Annotated in this window: 13 protein-coding genes; 5 read left to right on the plus strand and 8 right to left on the minus strand. The window is 66.7% G+C overall.

The genetic code is table 11. The annotated features are described in order from the left end of the window. The first annotated feature begins 33 nt into the window (after positions 1 to 33). Positions 34 to 1,302, plus strand: a complete 1,269-nt coding sequence (locus GV027_RS14455; protein WP_236559240.1) for a DUF445 domain-containing protein — start codon at positions 34 to 36, stop codon at positions 1,300 to 1,302. Positions 1,303 to 1,311: 9 nt separating this feature from the next. On the opposite strand, the gene GV027_RS14460 is transcribed toward GV027_RS14455, so the two are convergent. Next, positions 1,312 to 1,992 (minus strand): HAD family hydrolase, encoded by a 681-nt coding sequence (locus GV027_RS14460; RefSeq protein ID WP_031440557.1) that lies wholly within the window; start codon positions 1,990 to 1,992, stop codon positions 1,312 to 1,314. Positions 1,993 to 2,054: 62 nt separating this feature from the next. Between GV027_RS14460 and GV027_RS14465 the strand changes: the two genes are divergently transcribed. Genes GV027_RS14465 through GV027_RS14480 form a run of 4 tightly spaced genes read left to right on the plus strand, consistent with a single transcriptional unit; the run spans position 2,055 to position 5,621 of the window. Further along, positions 2,055 to 3,164 carry an ABC transporter permease gene (locus GV027_RS14465; protein ID WP_031396263.1) on the plus strand — a complete coding sequence of 370 codons (1,110 nt, stop codon included), beginning with the start codon at positions 2,055 to 2,057 and terminating at the stop codon, positions 3,162 to 3,164. Then, positions 3,164 to 4,060: an ABC transporter ATP-binding protein gene (locus tag GV027_RS14470; protein WP_031396264.1), complete on the plus strand. Its 897-nt coding sequence runs from the start codon at positions 3,164 to 3,166 to the stop codon at positions 4,058 to 4,060. Before GV027_RS14465 ends, GV027_RS14470 begins: the two co-directional genes overlap by 1 nt. Next, complete coding sequence (locus GV027_RS14475) at positions 4,060 to 5,022, plus strand: MlaD family protein (protein WP_031396265.1); 963 nt, start codon at positions 4,060 to 4,062, stop codon at positions 5,020 to 5,022. The genes GV027_RS14470 and GV027_RS14475 overlap by 1 nt, the downstream gene beginning before the upstream one ends. Positions 5,023 to 5,030: 8 nt before the next feature. After that, the gene (locus GV027_RS14480) at positions 5,031 to 5,621 is read left to right on the plus strand and encodes an ABC-type transport auxiliary lipoprotein family protein (RefSeq protein ID WP_159512946.1); all 591 of its coding nucleotides are present in this window, start codon (positions 5,031 to 5,033) and stop codon (positions 5,619 to 5,621) included. 7 nt (positions 5,622 to 5,628) lie between these two features. Here the strand turns inward: GV027_RS14480 and GV027_RS14485 are convergent, their stop codons facing one another. The 7 genes from GV027_RS14485 to GV027_RS14515 form a co-directional block, all read right to left on the minus strand. Further along, a complete protein-coding gene (locus GV027_RS14485) occupies positions 5,629 to 6,483 on the minus strand; it encodes an HpcH/HpaI aldolase/citrate lyase family protein (RefSeq protein ID WP_159512296.1) in 855 nt (284 codons plus the stop codon). Positions 6,484 to 6,549: 66 nt separating this feature from the next. Next, positions 6,550 to 8,169 carry an alpha-D-glucose phosphate-specific phosphoglucomutase gene (locus GV027_RS14490; protein ID WP_159512297.1) on the minus strand — a complete coding sequence of 540 codons (1,620 nt, stop codon included), beginning with the start codon at positions 8,167 to 8,169 and terminating at the stop codon, positions 6,550 to 6,552. Beyond that, a complete protein-coding gene (gene glgA / locus GV027_RS14495) occupies positions 8,166 to 9,611 on the minus strand; it encodes a glycogen synthase GlgA (protein ID WP_159512298.1) in 1,446 nt (481 codons plus the stop codon). The genes GV027_RS14490 and glgA overlap by 4 nt, the downstream gene beginning before the upstream one ends. Before the next feature lie 43 nt (positions 9,612 to 9,654). Next, on the minus strand, positions 9,655 to 10,917 hold the full coding sequence (glgC, locus tag GV027_RS14500; RefSeq protein WP_031396272.1) for a glucose-1-phosphate adenylyltransferase: 1,263 nt from the start codon (positions 10,915 to 10,917) through the stop codon (positions 9,655 to 9,657). Between the two features lie 59 nt (positions 10,918 to 10,976). Beyond that, positions 10,977 to 13,139, minus strand: a complete 2,163-nt coding sequence (gene glgB / locus GV027_RS14505) for a 1,4-alpha-glucan branching protein GlgB (RefSeq protein ID WP_159512299.1) — start codon at positions 13,137 to 13,139, stop codon at positions 10,977 to 10,979. Then, a complete protein-coding gene (locus GV027_RS14510) occupies positions 13,136 to 15,562 on the minus strand; it encodes a glycogen/starch/alpha-glucan phosphorylase (RefSeq protein WP_201302629.1) in 2,427 nt (808 codons plus the stop codon). The genes glgB and GV027_RS14510 overlap by 4 nt, the downstream gene beginning before the upstream one ends. A gap of 130 nt (positions 15,563 to 15,692) precedes the next feature. Then, positions 15,693 to 17,000, minus strand: a complete 1,308-nt coding sequence (locus GV027_RS14515) for an Nramp family divalent metal transporter (RefSeq protein ID WP_159512300.1) — start codon at positions 16,998 to 17,000, stop codon at positions 15,693 to 15,695. Positions 17,001 to 17,077 lie beyond the last annotated feature (77 nt).

The following is a 17,077-nucleotide window of genomic DNA, read 5'->3' on the forward strand; positions in this document are numbered from 1 at the left end:
GAACTATCCCTGCGTTCGGGGATTGTTTCGGACATGACATCGAATTCCCGCGTGCGCCTGGCCAAGGAAGCGACCAACCCGGCTCTCATTCGCATGCGGATCGTCTCGACCGGGCTGCTGGTATTGATGGCGGTCGTGTTCCTGGTCAGCCGCGTGCTGGTCGACCGGCATCCTGCGATCGGCTTCGTCCGGGCCTTTGCCGAGGCGGCGATGGTCGGCGGGTTGGCGGACTGGTTTGCGGTGACCGCGCTGTTCCGCCATCCGCTCGGGATGCCGATCCCGCACACCGCGATCATTCCGCGGAACAAGGACCGGATCGGCGACACGCTGGCGATATTCCTGCGCGATAATTTCCTGCTGCCCTCGGTCATCTCGCGCCGGATGCGGCGGCTCGACGTCGCGGGCGCGATCGCACACTGGCTGACCGATCCACCCGAAGGGGCAGGGGGACGGTTCCGGTCTGGTGCGTCAAAGCTGGTCGCGCAGATCCTCGAAGGCCTCGACCCCGCGCGGCTCGGCGGCATGGTGAAGGCCGGCATCCGCGCGAGGCTGCGCCAGACCGAGATATCGCCGATCCTCGGCCAGCTGCTCAAGGCGGCGATCGCCGAACGTCGTCACGCCCCGCTGCTCGAGGCGGCGATCCGCTGGGCATCGGTCACGCTCGCCGCGAACGACCATCTCGTCCGCGCGATGGTGCACGAGAAGTCGGGTTCGATCCTGCGCTGGACGGGGCTCGACACCACGGTCGCGGACAAGCTGATCAACGGGTTCGACCGCCTGCTCGCCGAGATGGCAGAGGATCCCCAGCACCCGTTGCGGCTGAAGGCAGAGGAGGCGCTCGAGCGGCTGGCCTGGGACCTGCAATATGACCGCCGCATGCGCGAGCGGGTCGAGGCGATGAAGAACGACCTGCTCGACAACCCCGCGATGCAGCGCTGGCTCGACGGTCTGTGGGAGCAGGCACGCGGTGCGCTGTTGGCGATCGCGCGCGATCCCGAGCGGGCGATGGCGGGCAAGCTGGGCGACGTGCTGCGCCAGCTTGGCGAGACGCTGCTCCACGATCCGCGGCTGTCGCATACGATCAACCGGTTCGTCCGCCGCGCGGTCGTCGGCATCGCGGCGGATTATGGCGACGGGATCGTCCGGCTCGTGTCGGAGACGGTGCGCGGCTGGGATGCCGAGACGATCACCAGCCGGCTGGAGAATGCGGTCGGTCGCGATCTGCAATATATCCGCGTCAACGGCACAATCGTCGGCGGGCTCGTCGGCCTGGTGATCCACACGGTCGACCGGATCCTCTAGTCGCCCCGGTTATCGCTCCCAGTCGGGCATCGGCCAGCCCTTTGCCTTTGCCAGCAGGCGGAGCGGACCGTGCGCGTTGACCGCGAACGGTTCGTCGGCCCAGGCAAAGGTCGGCGCATCGGAGACATGGTCCGAATAGAAGCGGACATGCGCATCGTGTCGCGCGATCCCCTCACGCGCCATCCAGCGCTCGATCATCGCGAGCTTGGCGGGGCCGTAGCAATTCTCGCCGTCGATCCCGGCGAGCAGATGGCCGTTCGCGTCGCGCAGGCTCTCGGTACCGATCACCGCATCGAAGCCGAGCCGTTCGGCGATCGACTCGACGTAGAAGCGGTAGGAGGCGGTCGCCATCACCAGCCTGTATCCCGCCGCGCGATCCGCCTCGATCTGGCGGAGCGCGGCCGCGAAGACCCCGTCGCGCATCACGCGGTCGGCAAACGCCTCGGCGGCGCGACGCTCCTGCGCCGGGGTCAGCGTTTTGCCGAGCATCATCCGCTGCATGATGTGCTTCAGGCGGCCGCGGCTCATCAGCTTGGCGAGATACCCCGCCGCCGCAAGCGCCGCGACCGGCACCAGCGCGAGTCGCCACGGCGCGCCGCCGGTGCGCGTGGTGTGGATCAGGAACGGCGTCCAGGTCGGCGCGTGGGTGATCGTCTTGTCCATGTCGTAGATGGCGAGAAGCTGGGTCATTGGGCCGGCTTACACAGCATTCGTCTTGCCGATCCAGTCCGTTTGCCGCAAAGGTGCCGCCGATGAGCGCGATGGCCGATTTTCAGCAGGACGGTGCCGACACGGGTACGCTTCGCTTCACCGGCGATCTGTCGCTCGCCAACATCGGAAATCTTCCCGATCGGCTCGAGGCGGTCGATGCCGCGTCGATCAAACGGGTCGATCTGAGCCAGGTCGACCGGATCGACACGATCGGCGCCTGGATCGTCCACCGCTTCGCCGCACGCAACGACGCGACGATCGACGGGCTCGATGCCGACGGCCAGAATTTGTTCGATCAGGTCGTCGCCTCCGACCAGCCGCTGGCGGCACGCGGCAAGCCGGTCGGTTCGGTAAAGCGCGTGCTGGGCGAGATCGGCGACGCGGTCGTGCTGACCGGCCGGACGATGCTCGGCCTGCTCGCCTTTCTGGGCGCGACGACGATCGCCTTCGGCAGCGTCATTCGCCACCCCAAGCGCTTCCGCTTCAACGCGGTCGTCCAGCGCTTCGAGGTCGTGGGCATCGCCGCACTCGGCATCGTCGGGCTGATGAGCTTCCTGATCGGCGTCGTCATCGCGCAGCAGGGTGCGGTCCAGCTCCGCCAGTTCGGCGCAGAGGTGTTCACGATCAACCTGGTCGGGCGGCTGACGCTGCGTGAACTCGGCGTACTGATGACTGCGATCATGGTCGCGGGCCGGTCGGGCTCCGCCTTTGCCGCGCAGCTCGGCACGATGAAGCTGACCGAAGAGATCGACGCGATGCGGACGATCGGGGTGTCGCCGATGGAGGCGCTGGTCCTGCCGCGCGTGCTGGCGGCGATCGTGATGATGCCGCTGCTCGCCTTCTACGCGTCGCTGATCGCGATCATCGGCGGTGGGCTGCTGTGCTGGATCCAGCTCGGCATCCCGCCCGTCACCTTCATCGCCCGGATCCGCGAAGTCGTGCCGATCACCGATCTGTACATCGCGCTGATCAAGGCCCCGGTCTTCGGCGCGATCATCGCGGTCGCGGGCTGTTTCCAGGGCATGCAGGTCGAGGCCGACGCCGAACAGGTCGGGCTGCGCACGACCTCGGCGGTGGTGCAGGGCATCTTCCTCGTCATCGTGCTCGACGCGTTCTTCGCGGTATTCTTCACCTGGATCGGCTGGGACTGATGGCCCGCAAGACTGACGACAGCATCATCTCCGTAAAGGGGCTGAGGAACGAGTTCGGCGATTCGGTCGTGCATGACGGTCTCGATCTCGACGTCCGGCGTGGCGAGATTCTCGGCGTGGTCGGCGGGTCGGGGACCGGCAAGTCGGTGCTGATGCGCTCGATCATCGGCCTCCAGACGCCCGCCGAGGGCGCGATCACGGTGTTCGGCGAATCGAATATCGGCCGCGAGGAGACCGAGGCGACCGAGATCCGCAAGCGCTGGGGCGTGCTGTTCCAGGGCGGCGCGCTGTTCTCGACGCTGACGGTTGCCGAAAATGTCGAGGTGCCGCTGCGCGAATTCTATCCCGATCTGCCGCCCGCGCTGCTCGCCGAGATCGCGGCGTACAAGGTCGTGATGACCGGCCTGCCCGCGGATGCCGCGAACAAGTTTCCCGCCGAACTGTCGGGCGGCATGAAGAAGCGCGCCGGGCTCGCGCGCGCGCTCGCGCTCGACCCCGAACTGTTGTTCCTCGACGAACCGACCGCCGGGCTCGACCCGATCGGTGCGGCGGCGTTCGATTCGCTGACCCAGTCGTTGCAGAAGACGCTGGGCCTGACCGTCTTCCTAATCACGCACGACCTCGATACGCTTTACGCGATTTGCGACCGTGTCGCGGTGCTCGCCGACAAGAAGGTGATCGCGGTCGGCACGATCGACGAACTGCTCGCGCTCGACCATCCGTGGATCGAGGAATATTTCAAGGGGCCGCGCGGCCGCGCCGCAGTGGCGACCAAGGAGGCGCATCGCAGCGCCGACGCGGTTGCCGATGCCCACCCGACCGAAGTCCAGTCCAAGCAGTCCGCGCCGGACGACGCCGACGCGACATATGCCGAGAAAGAAGCAAGGACGCTCTGATGGAAACCCGTTCGAACCATGTCCTTGTCGGCGCCGTCGTGCTGATCCTGCTGGCGATGCTCGCGCTGTTCACCGTGTGGATCGCGCGGCTCGGTGGCACGGAAGAGAAGGAATATGACATCTTCTTCCGCCAGTCGGTCGATGGTCTGGCGCGCGGCTCCGCAGTCACCTTTTCGGGTGTGCCGTCTGGTCAGGTGAAGTCGATCTCGCTGTGGAAGAACGACCCGCAGTTCGTCCGCGTCCGCATCAGCGTGAACGAGGAGACGCCGGTGCTCCAGGGCACGACCGCATCGATCTCGGGCGTCGGCTTCACCGGCGTCAGCCAGGTGTCGCTCGATGGCGCGCGCAAGGGTGCGCCCGCGGTCGGCTGCCCCGATTCGAACGGCCAGCCATGCCCGTATGGCGTGCCGGTCATCCCGACCAAGCAGGGCGGGCTCGGTGCAATCCTCAATTCGGCGCCGCAGCTGCTCGAGCGTCTGTCGACGCTGACTGAGCGGCTGACCGGGCTGCTAACCGATCGCAACCAGGCGTCGATCGCCGGGATCCTCGAGAACACCAATCGCCTGACCGATGCGCTGGCCGATCGCGGGCCGGAGATCGCCGCAACGCTGGCGCAGACGCGGGTCGCGATCCAGCAGGCGGGCGATGCCGCGCAGCAGTTCGGCGTGCTCGCGCAGACCACCAACGGGGTGCTCTCCGAAGACGTGAAACCGGCGATGGCCAATCTGAACAAGGCGATCCAGTCGGCACAGACCAGCGCCGAAACGCTGAACGCGGCGATCGGCGACGCGCGGCCCGGGCTGCAGGCCTTCTCGAAGACCACCATTCCCGAAGCTAACCGCCTCGTCCACGATCTGCGCACCACCGCCGCGGCGCTGTCCTCGGTTGCCGAACGTGTCGACCAGCAGGGGGCAGGCTCGCTCGTCGGGCAGCAGAAGCTTCCGGACTATAAGGGTAAGTGATGACCGCCATGAAGACACCGCTGTTCATCCTCCTCGCGGCCCTGCCGCTCAGCGCCTGCATCAGCTTTGGCGCCGCACCGCCGCCGACCCTGCTGACGCTGACGACGCAGTCCGCGGTCGCGGTCGGGCAGAACCAGAATTCGGCGACGTCGAAGTCGATCACGCTGCAGGTGCCGACGGTGCCGCAAGCGCTGGCGACCGCGCGCGTGCCGGTGCAGGCGACTGCGACGTCGATCGCCTATGTGAAGGACGCGCAATGGGCCGAACCGCCCGCGCGGCTGTTCGCGCGACTGATGTCCGACACGGTGGCTGCGCGCACCGGGATGGTCGTGCTGTCGACGGTCCAGGCAGTCGGCGATCCGAGTGCAATGCTGGGCGGGGAGCTGCGCAATTTCGGGCTCGACGCGACGACGCGCGAGGCGGTCGTGACGTTCGATGCCTCGCTGACGCGGGCAGGGATGCAGTCGGTCGAGAAGCGTCGCTTCGAGGCGCGCGTCCCGGTCGCGTCGATCGATGCGCCGTCCGCGGCGGCGGGGATCAACACCGCGGCCAACAGCGTCGCACAGCAGGTCGCGGACTGGGTCGGCCGCCCGCGCTGAGCCGGGGTCAGCCCGCGGGCTGACCCGCCTGTGCGAGCATCGCCTCGGCTTCGGCGAGGTGGAGTCGTTCGACCATCTGACCGTCTAGCCGGATCGCGCCCTTGTCCGCAGTGGCGCCGTCCGCGAACGCCGCGACTATTGTCCGGGCCCAGGCGAGCTGGTCGGGGGTGGGGCCGAACGCGGTGTTCGCCGCCGCAATCTGTGCCGGATGGATCAGCGTCTTGCCGTCATAGCCGAGGCCTGCGCCCTGTTCGGCTTCCACCGCGAGGCGCGCCGGATCGTCGAGCGCGTTGCAGACGCCGTCCAGCGCCACCAGCCCGGCCGCGCGCGCGGCCGTCACGATCGCCATCAGCGCGGGGATGATTGGCATTCGATCGACGCCGGGGCGGCAGCGCAGCTCTTTGGCGAGGTCATTGGTGCCGGCAATCAGCGCGGTGAGCCGCGATCCTGCTGCGGCACGGGCGATCGCAGGGAGTTCGAGCACGCCGCCACAGGTCTCGATCATCGCCCAGATCGGCGGCCCGTCGGTACCCAGTGCGGCGCGGACGGCGGCAAGATCGACGGCGCCGGAGATCTTGGGCACGAGCACCGCATCGACGCCGATACCGCGCAGCGCGGCGATGTCGTCGGCACCCCATGGGGTATCGAGCGCGTTGATCCGCACCACCAGCTCCCGCGTGCCGCCCCCCCCCGTGCCGATCTCGGCAACGACACGGTCGCGCGCCGCCGCCTTCTCGTCGGGCGCCACCGCATCTTCGAGGTCGAGGATCACGACGTCGCAGGCCAGACTGCGGGCCTTGGCGATGGCGCGGGGGTTGGAGGCGGGCATGTAGAGCGCGCTGCGGCGACGGCGAAGGATCATGACGGCCAGCCTAGAAGACTATGGCCGGGGTTTGAACCCCGGCCCGCCTGCCGCGGGGCGACGCGCTCAGGTAACGACGTCGGGCGCGCTGCGGCCGGTGTGCTGCGCGATCCCCGCGATCGATTCGGCCGCCGCGACGATGCTCGCCAGCATGTTGCCGGTTTCGCGGTCGAGATCACCGCCGACGGGCTCGTAGCGTTCGAGATAGACGCGCAGCGTCGCGCCGGTGGTGCCGGTGCCCGAGAGGCGGAACACGACGCGGCTGCCGCCTTCAAACAGAATGCGGACGCCCTGGTTGCGACTGATCGAGCCGTCGGTCGGGTCGGTATAGGCGAACTCGTCCGCGGTCTCGACGGTGAGATCACCGAACTGCTTGCCGGGCAGGGTGGCGAGGCTGGCGCGCAACGCGGCCATCAGCGCGTCGGCGCGCGGGGTCTCGATGCCCTCGTAATCGTGGCGGGCGTAATAGTTGCGGCCGTACTTCGCCCAGTGATCGCGCGCGATCGCGTCGACGCTCTCGCCGCGGACCGCGAGGATGTTGAGCCAAAGGAGCACTGCCCAGAGCCCGTCCTTCTCGCGAACGTGATCGGACCCGGTCCCGGCGCTTTCCTCACCACAGATCGTCGCCATGCCGGCATCGAGCAGGTTGCCGAAGAACTTCCAGCCGGTCGGCGTCTCGTACGCGGGAATGCCGAGCGCCTGTGCGACGCGGTCGGCAGCCGCGCTGGTCGGCATCGAGCGGGCAATGCCCTTCAGCCCTCCGGCATAACCGGGGGCGAGGTGCGCGTTTGCCGCGAGCATCGCGAGGCTGTCCGACGGGGTCACGAAGCGGTGGCGGCCGATGATCAGGTTGCGGTCGCCATCGCCATCCGATGCTGCACCGAAATCGGGGGCGTCGGGCGCCATCATCGTCTCGTACAGCTCATGCGCGTGGACGAGGTTGGGGTCGGGGTGATGCCCACCGAAATCGGGCAGTGGGGTGCCGTTGCGCACCGTGCCCGCGGCAAAGCCCAGGCGGCGTTCGAGGATCTCTGTCGCATAGGGCCCGGTGACCGCGCTCATCGCGTCGAACGCCATCGTCAGCTTGGCAGCGCGGATCGCGTCGAAGTCGAACAGCGTCTCCATCAGCGCGGCATAGTCCTCGACCGGATCGACCACCTCGACCGGCATGTCGCCGACCATGACCTCACCGTCCTGGTCGAGATCGATGTCGGCCGCGTCGACGGTCAGCCAGCGGTCGATCTCGAGCGTCCGCGCGTTGATCGCGTCGGTGATCGATTCAGGCGCGGGACCGCCATTGGCGATGTTGTACTTGATCCCGAAATCCTCGTCGGGACCGCCAGGATTGTGGCTGGCGGACAGGACCAGCCCGCCGATCGCCCCACGCTTGCGGATCATGTGGCTGGCGGCGGGTGTCGACAGGATGCCGCCACGCCCGACAATCACGCGACCAAAGCCGTTCGCGGCGGCCATGCGGATTGCGACCTGGATCACCTCGCGGTTGAGAAAGCGGCCGTCGCCGCCGATTACCAGCGTCGTGCCGGTCTTGTCCTCGACCACGTCGAACACCGACTGGACGAAATTCTCGGCATAGTTAGTCTGCTGGAAGACCTTCACCTTCTTGCGCAGACCCGATGTGCCCGGCTTCTGGTCGGTATAGGGCGTGCTTGTAACGGTACGGATCATGTAGACTCCACAAGGTTCGAATACAGGGTCGCATAACGCCGGCCACTCTCGTCCCACGAGAAGTCCGCGCGCATCGCATTGCGCTGCAACATGGCCCAGCGATCGGGGCGTGCATAGAGCGCGATCGTTCGGCGCAACGCATGGCTAAGCGCTTCGGGCGTGATGCCGTCATGCTGAATACCGGTAGCAACGCCTGCGGCGACCGCCGCCTCGTTCGCGTCGATCACCGTGTCGGCCAGCCCGCCGGTGCGCGCGACGACGGGGATGCAGCCATAGGCCAGCCCGTAGAGCTGAGTCAGGCCGCAGGGTTCGAAGCGCGAAGGGATCAGGATCGCATCCGCACCCGCCTGAAGCAGATGCGAGACCGGCTCGTCATAGCCGATGCGAACGCCGACCCGGCCCGGATGCCGCTCGGCGGCGGCGAGAAAGGCGTGCTCCAGCGCGCTATCGCCCGACCCGAGCAGTGCCAGCCGGCCGCCGAGCGCCACCAGCTCGTCGATTGCCGCGACGAGGACGTCCATGCCCTTTTGCCAGGTGAGCCGGCTGATGACGGTGAAGATCGGGCCGTCGCCGGTGTCGAGGCCGTACAGCGTCTCGACCGCACGCTTGTTGATGCGGCGGCGGGTGAGCGTGCGCGCGGTGTAGCGCGACGGTAGCGCGGCATCGGTGGCGGGGTTCCAGACTGCGGGATCGATGCCGTTGACGATTCCCGTCAGCCGATCGGCACGGACGTTGATCAGCCCTTCGAGGCCCATGCCGAATTCGCCGCGACGGATCTCGGCGGCATAGGTCGGGCTGACCGTGGTGATCGCATCAGCAGCCTCGAGCCCGGCCTTCAGGAAACCGACGCCGCCATAATATTCGATCCCGTCGAGCGCGAACGCCGCGTCGGGCAGCGCGAGGTCGGCGAAGATCTCCGCGCCATAGCGGCCCTGGAAGGCGATATTGTGTATCGTCACGATCGTCTTTGCCGGCGTGCCCGGCCCGGGGGCGTAGCGCAGATAGGCCGGCGCCATTGCCGCCTGCCAGTCATGCGCATGGAGGATGTCGAACTGCTGCCCGTCGACAACGCCCGAGGCGAGGTCGGCGGCGGCCCGGCTGAACGCGGCAAAGCGCAGCCAGTTGTCGACCCAGTCGGCGCCGGTCGTGTCGCCATACGGACCGCCGCCACGCGCGAACAGGCTGGGCGCGTCGAGGATCAGCAGCGGATGGTCGCCGATGCTCGCCGCGAGGATCCGCGCCTCGACGCCGAGCAGGTCGGTGTAGCGGTGGACGACCTTTGCCGTCCGCATGACCGCGGTGAGCGCGGGATAGCCGGGAAGGAAGGTGGTCATCGCGACGCCGTGATGCGCGAGCGCGGCGGGCAGCGCGCCGACGACATCCGCAAGGCCACCGGTCTTGATCAACGGATAGGCTTCGGACGCTACCGAGAGAACACGCATCAGCCGGGCCCCTGTCCTGATCGAGAAAGCGTCGTATACACCCTCACGCGATCAGCCGGTCGATCATGGATTTGGTTACGAGCACCACGCCGCTGTCGGTGCGGCGGAAACGCTGCGCGTCGAGTTCGGCATCCTCGCCGACGACGAGGCCGTCAGGGATGACGACGCCGCGATCGACCACGACTTTCGACAGGCGCGCGCCGCGGCCGATCTCGCAATGCGGCAGGATCACCGCCTGATCGAGCATCGAATAGCTGTGCGCACGCGTGCCCGTGAAGATCAGGCTACGGTGGATCGACGATCCCGAGATGATGCAGTCGCCCGAAACGAGGCTCGACACCGCTTCGCCGCGGCGTCCGTCATCGGCATGGACGAACTTGGCCGGCGGGGTGACCTCCGAATAGGTCCAGAGCGGCCAGCTGCGGTCGTAGAGGTCGAGCTTGGGCACCACGTCGGTGAGGTCGATATTGGCCTCCCAATAGGCGTCGACCGTGCCGACGTCGCGCCAATAGGCCTCGACCTCGCTGCCCGAGCGGACGCAGCTGTCGGAGAAGCGATGCGCGACCGCCTTGCCGTGCTTGACGAGGTAGGGGATGATGTCCTTGCCGAAATCGCGTGCGGATCCCGGCGTCTCGGCATCGCGACGCAATTCGTCGAACAGCAGCTTGGTGTGGAAGACGTAGATCCCCATCGACGCCAGCGCGATGTCCGGGTTGCCCGGGATCGCGGGCGGATCGGCCGGCTTCTCGACGAACGCGGTGACATTGTCATGCTCGTCGACTGCCATCACGCCGAAGCCGACCGCCTCCATCCGCGGCACTTCGAGGCAGGCGATCGTGACGTCAGCACCGGTCTCGCAATGCTGTTGCAGGATCAGCTCGTAATCCATCTTGTAGATGTGATCACCCGCCAGGATGACCATATATTCGGGCGCGTGGCTCTCGATGATGTCAATATTCTGGTAAACCGCGTCGGCGGTGCCCTCATACCATTGAAACTCGCTGATCCGCTGCGAGGCGGGCAAGATGTCGAAGCTCTCGTTGCGTTCGGAGCGCAGGAAATTCCAGCCGCTCTGAAGATGGCGGATCAACGAATGCGCCTTGTACTGGGTCGCGACGCCGATCCGGCGGATGCCCGAATTGATCGCATTCGACAGCGCGAAGTCGATGATCCGTGCCTTGCCGCCGAAATACACCGCGGGTTTTGCGCGGGTATCGGTCAGCTCCATCAACCGACTGCCGCGACCACCGGCCAGCACATACGCCATTGCGTCGCGCGCCAGTGGCTGTCCCCGCCGTTCAACCATGTCCGTCTCTCCCTAATCGTCCGCCGTATAACGCCCCGTTACCCGCGGCTTGTTCCGTCTCAGCCCTCAAACTCGAGCATGATCGTCGCGAGCGGGGGCAAGGTGACCCAGGCCGCACCGTCCTCCGCGACCACGCCGCCGAGGTTGCCGAGCCCGCTGCCCCAATATTCATGCGCGTCGCTGTTGATGATCTCGCACCAGCGGCCGTCGAGCGGCAGCGGGATGCGGTAAGGCGCGCGCGCGATCGGCGTCATGTTGGCGATCACGGCGACCGGCTTCGCGCCAGGTGCCTTGCGCAGCCAGGCGAAGACCGAATTGGTGGCATCGTCGGCGATCAGCCATTCGAAACCCTCGGCCTCGCAATCGCGCGCATGAAGCGCGGGCTTGTCGCGATAGACTATGTTCAGATCGCGGACGAGGTTGCGGATGCCCTCATGGCTGCGGCTGTTGCGCAGGCACCAGTCGAGCGCACGACCTTCGGACCATTCGCGGCGCTGCGCAAACTCCTGCCCCATGAAGAGCAGTTTCTTGCCCGGATAACCCCACATGAACGCGTAATAGGCGCGCAGATTGGCGAATTGCTGCCAGTCGTCGCCGGGCATCTTGGTCAGCAGCGAGCCCTTGCCATGGACGACCTCGTCATGGCTGAGCGGCAGGACGAAATTCTCGCTGAACGCATAGACCAGCCCGAAATTGATCTCGCCGTGATGATGCTTCCGGTGCAGCGGATCGCGCGCCATGTACTGGAGCGTGTCGTGCATGAAGCCCATGTTCCACTTGAACCCGAAGCCCAGGCCGCCGCTCTTGCCGTCGTCGCCGACCGGCGCGGAGACGCCCGGCCATGAGGTCGATTCCTCGGCGATCGTGAAGATGCCGGGATGCTGGCCATACACCGCGCGGTTCATGTCCCGCAGGAAGGCGACCGCCTCCCAGTTCTCGCGCCCGCCGGTGTCGTTGGGGATCCATTCGCCCGCCTCGCGCGAATAATCGCGGTAGAGCATCGACGCGACCGCATCCACGCGAAGCCCGTCGATATGATAGCGCTCGGCCCAGAACAGCGCGTTGTTGACGAGGAAGGACGATACTTCGCGCCGCCCGAAATTGTAGATCGCGGTGTTCCAGTCGGGGTGGAAGCCGAGCCGCGGGTCTTCATGTTCGTAGAGCGCGGTACCGTCGAAATGCGCGAGCCCGAACGCGTCGGTCGGGAAGTGCGCGGGAACCCAATCGAGCAGCACGCCGATCCCCGCCAGATGCGCGCCGTCGACGAACCGCGCGAACCCCTCGACATCGCCGAACCGCGCGGACGGCGCGTAAAGCCCGGTGGTCTGATAGCCCCAGCTCGGATCATAGGGATGTTCGCTGATCGGCATGAACTCGATGTGCGTGAAGCCCATCTCGACCACATACGGGATCAGCCGGTCGGCGAGCGCATCCCAGGTCAGGAACCAGCCCTCGGCATCGCGGTCCCACGATCCGGCATGCACCTCGTAGATGCTGATCGGCACGCGGCGCGGATCGACCGAGGCCCAGTGTTTGCGGTGGCTCGTATCCGCCCATTCATGCGCGAGCGTGCGGGTGATCGATGCGGTCGCGGGACGCAGCTCGCTGGCAAAGGCGAAGGGATCGGCCTTCAGCGGCTGGAGCCGGCCGTCGGGGCCGACGATCTCGTATTTATACGCGCGATATTCGGCGATGTCGGGAATGAAGATCTCCCAGACGCCGACGTCGCCGCGCCTGCGCATCGCATGGCGGCGGCCATCCCAGTCGTTGAAGTCGCCGACCACCGAAACGCGCTGCGCATTGGGGGCCCAGAGCGCGAAATGCACGCCGGGCGCGCCTTCGTGCTCGATCAGGTGCGCGCCCAACTTGTCATGGAGGCGGTGGTGCGTGCCCTCCGCCATCAGCAGGTCGTCGATCGGGCCGAGCACCGGACCGAAGCTGTACGGGTCGGTCACCCACCAGTCCGCGCCGCCACCCTCGGCGTGATATTTCACCGGTTGCGGATCGCCGTCGATCGGTCCCTCGAACAGCCCGCGATCGTCGATCCGGGGGAGGGTGCCGAGCGTCGTGCCGTCGAGCGCATGCGCCTCGGCGGTCGTCGCACCCGGCAGCCAGGCGCGCGCAAACGTGCCGCCGGGGCCGGCATGCACGCCGAGCAGCGAGAAGGGATCGTCGTGACGCCCCTCCAGCAGGGCAACGATGGCGCCTTCGGGCGGCTTCACATTACCGTCCAGATATCGCGGGCATATTCACGGATCGTCCGGTCCGACGAGAACCAGCCCACACGCGCAACGTTGCGCACGGTCGAGGCGACCCAAGCGTCGCGATCGTTCCAGCGCGTGTCGACGCTGCGCTGCGCGGTGGCATAGCTGTCGAAATCGGCGGCGAGCATGAACCAGTCGCCCTCGTACAGTCCGCCCATCAGCCCGGCGTAGCGCTGACGATCATCGGGCGAGAATACGCCCGAGGCGATCGCCGAGACCGCCTGGCAGAGCTCGTTCGACCCGTCGATCACGCTGCGCGGATCATAGCCCGATGCGCGCTTCGCTTCGACCTCGTCCGCGGTCATGCCGAAGATGAAGATGTTGTCGTCGCCGACGCGGTCCTTGATCTCGATATTCGCGCCGTCGAGCGTGCCGATGGTCAGCGCGCCGTTCATTGCGAACTTCATGTTGCCGGTGCCCGACGCCTCGAGCCCGGCGGTCGAGATCTGTTCGCTGAGATCGGCGGCGGGGATGATCTGCTCCGCGAGCGACACATTATAGTTGGGCAGGAACGCGACCTTGAGCAGTCCACCGACCGACGGGTCCGAATTGATCCGGCGCGCGACGTCGTTCGCCAGTTTGATGACGAGTTTCGCATTGTGATAGCTCGACGCCGCCTTGCCCGCGAACAGCTTCACGCGGGGCGTCCAGTCGCGTTCGGGATGGCTGCGGATCTGGTCGTACAGCGCGACCGTCTCGATGATGTTGAGCAGCTGGCGCTTATATTCGTGAATGCGCTTGATCTGCACGTCGAACAGCGCGTCGGGGTCTATGCGCAGCCCCATGCTGTCCTTGATATGATTTGCCAATGCCACCTTGTTCGAACGCTTCACCGCCCAAAACCGCTCCCTGAACGCGGGATCGTCGGCAAAAACATCGAGATCGATCAGCCGTTCGGCATCATCAAGGAAGCCGTCGCCGATCGCGTCGCGGATCAGCGTGGTGAGGCCCGGGTTGCACTGTTGAAGCCAGCGGCGCGGGGTGATCCCGTTGGTCTTGTTGTTAATCCGCGTCGGATAGAGGCGGTGGAGATCCGCGAAGACCGTCTTCTTCATCAGCTGCGTATGGAGTGCTGCGACGCCATTGACGCTGTGCGATCCGGCAAAGGCGAGGTTGGCCATCCGCACGCGCCGCTCGCCGCCCTCGTCGATCAGGCTGATCGCGGCGATCGCGCGGTCGTCTATCCCTGTGACCCCGCGTGCCTCGCGCAGCAGCCTTGCGTTGATCGCGTAGACGATCTGCATGTGGCGCGGCAGCAGACGCTCGAACAGCGGCAGCGGCCAGCTCTCCAGCGCCTCGGGCAGCAGCGTGTGGTTGGTGTAGCCAAAGGTCGCGCGCGTGATCTTCCACGCCTCGTCGAAAGCGAATTCGTGATGATCGATCAGCAGCCGCATCAGCTCGGCGACCGACACCGCGGGGTGCGTGTCGTTCAGCTGGATCGCGGCCTTGTCGGGCAGCGTGCGGATGTCGCCGAAATACTGGATGTGGCGGCGGACGATGTCCTGGATCGAGGCGGACGAGAAGAAATACTCCTGCCGCAGCCGCAACTCCTGCCCCGCGGCGGTCGAATCATTGGGATAGAGCACGCGCGTGAGCGTCTCGGCGCGGAGCTGGTCCGCAAGCGCACCAGAAAAGTCGCCCGCGTTGAACCGGTCGAGCTTGATCGGATCGAACGCGCGCGCGGTCCACAGTCGCAGCGTGTTGACGTGTTCGCCGCGCCAGCCGACGACGGGGGTGTCGACCGCCATCGCCTCGACCGCCTCGGCGGGACTCCAGTGAACCTGACCGCTGTCGGTCGCGATGACCTCGCCGCCGAAGCCGATGAAATAGGCGCTCTCGCGGCGTTCGAACTCCCAGGGATTGCCGTGCGCGAGCCAGCTTTCGGGCATCTCGACCTGCCAGCCATCGTCGATCCGCTGACGGAACATGCCGTTCACATAGCGGATGCCATAGCCATAAGCGGGCAGCGCGAGGCTCGCCATGCTCTCCATGAAGCACGCCGCCAGCCGCCCGAGCCCGCCATTGCCGAGCGCCGCGTCGGGCTCGATCTCCTCGAGCGCGGCAAGGTCGACGCCGTGCAGCGCGAGCGCCCGCGACACCTCGCCGCTGCGTTGCAGGTTGGTCACCGCATCGCGCAGCAGCCGGCCGATCAGAAATTCGAGGCTGAGATAATAGACGCGCTTGGCGCCCGCCGCATGCGCCGCCTTGGTCGATGCCATCCAGCGTTCGACGATGTCGTTGCGCACGGTGAGGATCGTTGCCGCGAGCCAGTCGTGCGGAAGCGCGGCCTGCGCATCCTTGCCGATCCGGTGGACGAGCGTGTCGAGGATCGAATCGGCCAGCGTCTGGACGGAGCGCTGCAGGGCGGGGTTTGCGGTCACGCGAATTCCGGATCTCGTTGTCGTCACCGGTGATCCTAGCCGCGCGGACACCTTTGTCACGCGGACTTGCGTGGTCGCGGGACGCGATCGGCCAGTGAACCGTGCATCCCCTGATCCATGTCAGTTTATCTCAGAGCATGCCGATCAGCAGCGTCGCGTTGAGGCCGATAATGACCGCGGCGATGACCCAGGCGAGCGCTTTGAGCCAGACCGGGCTGACGAGCGAACCCATGATTCGCGCGTCCCCGGTGAACTTGACGAGCGGCACGACCGCGAAGGGGAGCTGGAGGCTCAGCACGACCTGGCTCAGCACCAGCAGCCGGGTCGCGCCCGCATCGCCCGCGGCGCCGACGACGAATACCGCGGGGATGATCGCGAGCAGCCGCGTCACCAGCCGGCGTAACCAGACGGGCATGCGCAGGTTGAGGAAGCCCTCCATCACGATCTGGCCGGCGAGCGTGCCCGTCACGGTCGAATTCTGGCCCGAGGCGAGCAGTGCGACTGCGAACACGACGCTCGCAGCCCCCATGCCGAGCATCGGCGCGAGCAGCGCATGCGCCTGGTCGATATCGGCGACGTCGGTGCGCCCGGCGACGTGGAAGGTCGCAGCGGCGAGGATCAGGATCGCGGCGTTGATGAAGAAGGCGAGGCCGAGCGCGATCGTGCCGTCGATCGTCGCCATCGTCACCGCGTCACGCTTGCCCGCCTCGGTCGGCGCGAACGCACGCGTCTGGACGATCGACGAGTGGAGATAGAGGTTGTGCGGCATCACCGTCGCACCGAGGATGCCGATCGCGATATAGAGCATCGCCGGGTTGGTGACGATCTCGGTCGTCGGTACCAGTCCGCCGAGCACCCCCGCCATGTCGGGCCGCGCGAGGAACAGCTCGAAGATGAAGCATCCGGCGATGATCACCAGCAGCGCGACGATGAACGCCTCGAGCTTGCGGAAGCCAAAGCGTTGCAGCGCGAGGATCAGGAACACGTCGAGCGCGGTGAGCACGACGCCCCAGACCAGCGGCAGACCGAACAGCAGTTTGAGCGCGATCGCGGTGCCGAGCACTTCGGCCAGATCGCAGGCGATGATCGCGATCTCGCACAGGAACCAGAGCACGACCGAAACGCGCTTCGAATAATGCGCGCGGCAGGCCTGGGCGAGGTCGAGCCCGGCGACGATGCCGAGCCGTGCGGACAAGGCCTGGAGCACCATCGCCATCAGGTTGGACAGCAATACGACCGAGAGGAGCGTGTAGCCAAACGCCGAGCCGCCGGCGATGTCGGTCGCCCAGTTGCCCGGATCCATATAGCCGACCGCGACGAGATAGCCCGGCCCGACGAACGCGAACAGCCGCCGCCAGAAGGGCGCGCCTTCGGGAATGGCGACGGTGCGATAGCTGTCTGACAGCGAATGGGCGAGGGCGGAACTGGGCGGCGGCATCGCCCGTGCTTTGCCGGATGGGAGCTGAGGGGACAAGCGGTTCGGTTGGCAGGCGGATATCGGGCGGGCGGCGCACC

This window comes from Sphingomonas sp. T1, from assembly GCF_902506585.1.
GTDB lineage: Bacteria > Pseudomonadota > Alphaproteobacteria > Sphingomonadales > Sphingomonadaceae > Sphingomonas > Sphingomonas aerolata.

Coding starts and splice junctions, on each gene's coding strand:
- GV027_RS14455 (WP_236559240.1), top strand. CDS start 34: ATGACATCGAATTCCCGCGTGCGCCTGGCCAAGGAAGCGACCAACCCG.
- GV027_RS14460 (WP_031440557.1), bottom strand. CDS start 1,992: ATGACCCAGCTTCTCGCCATCTACGACATGGACAAGACGATCACCCAC.
- GV027_RS14465 (WP_031396263.1), top strand. CDS start 2,055: ATGAGCGCGATGGCCGATTTTCAGCAGGACGGTGCCGACACGGGTACG.
- GV027_RS14470 (WP_031396264.1), top strand. CDS start 3,164: ATGGCCCGCAAGACTGACGACAGCATCATCTCCGTAAAGGGGCTGAGG.
- GV027_RS14475 (WP_031396265.1), top strand. CDS start 4,060: ATGGAAACCCGTTCGAACCATGTCCTTGTCGGCGCCGTCGTGCTGATC.
- GV027_RS14480 (WP_159512946.1), top strand. CDS start 5,031: ATGAAGACACCGCTGTTCATCCTCCTCGCGGCCCTGCCGCTCAGCGCC.
- GV027_RS14485 (WP_159512296.1), bottom strand. CDS start 6,483: ATGATCCTTCGCCGTCGCCGCAGCGCGCTCTACATGCCCGCCTCCAAC.
- GV027_RS14490 (WP_159512297.1), bottom strand. CDS start 8,169: ATGATCCGTACCGTTACAAGCACGCCCTATACCGACCAGAAGCCGGGC.
- glgA (WP_159512298.1), bottom strand. CDS start 9,611: ATGCGTGTTCTCTCGGTAGCGTCCGAAGCCTATCCGTTGATCAAGACC.
- glgC (WP_031396272.1), bottom strand. CDS start 10,917: ATGGTTGAACGGCGGGGACAGCCACTGGCGCGCGACGCAATGGCGTAT.
- GV027_RS14515 (WP_159512300.1), bottom strand. CDS start 17,000: ATGCCGCCGCCCAGTTCCGCCCTCGCCCATTCGCTGTCAGACAGCTAT.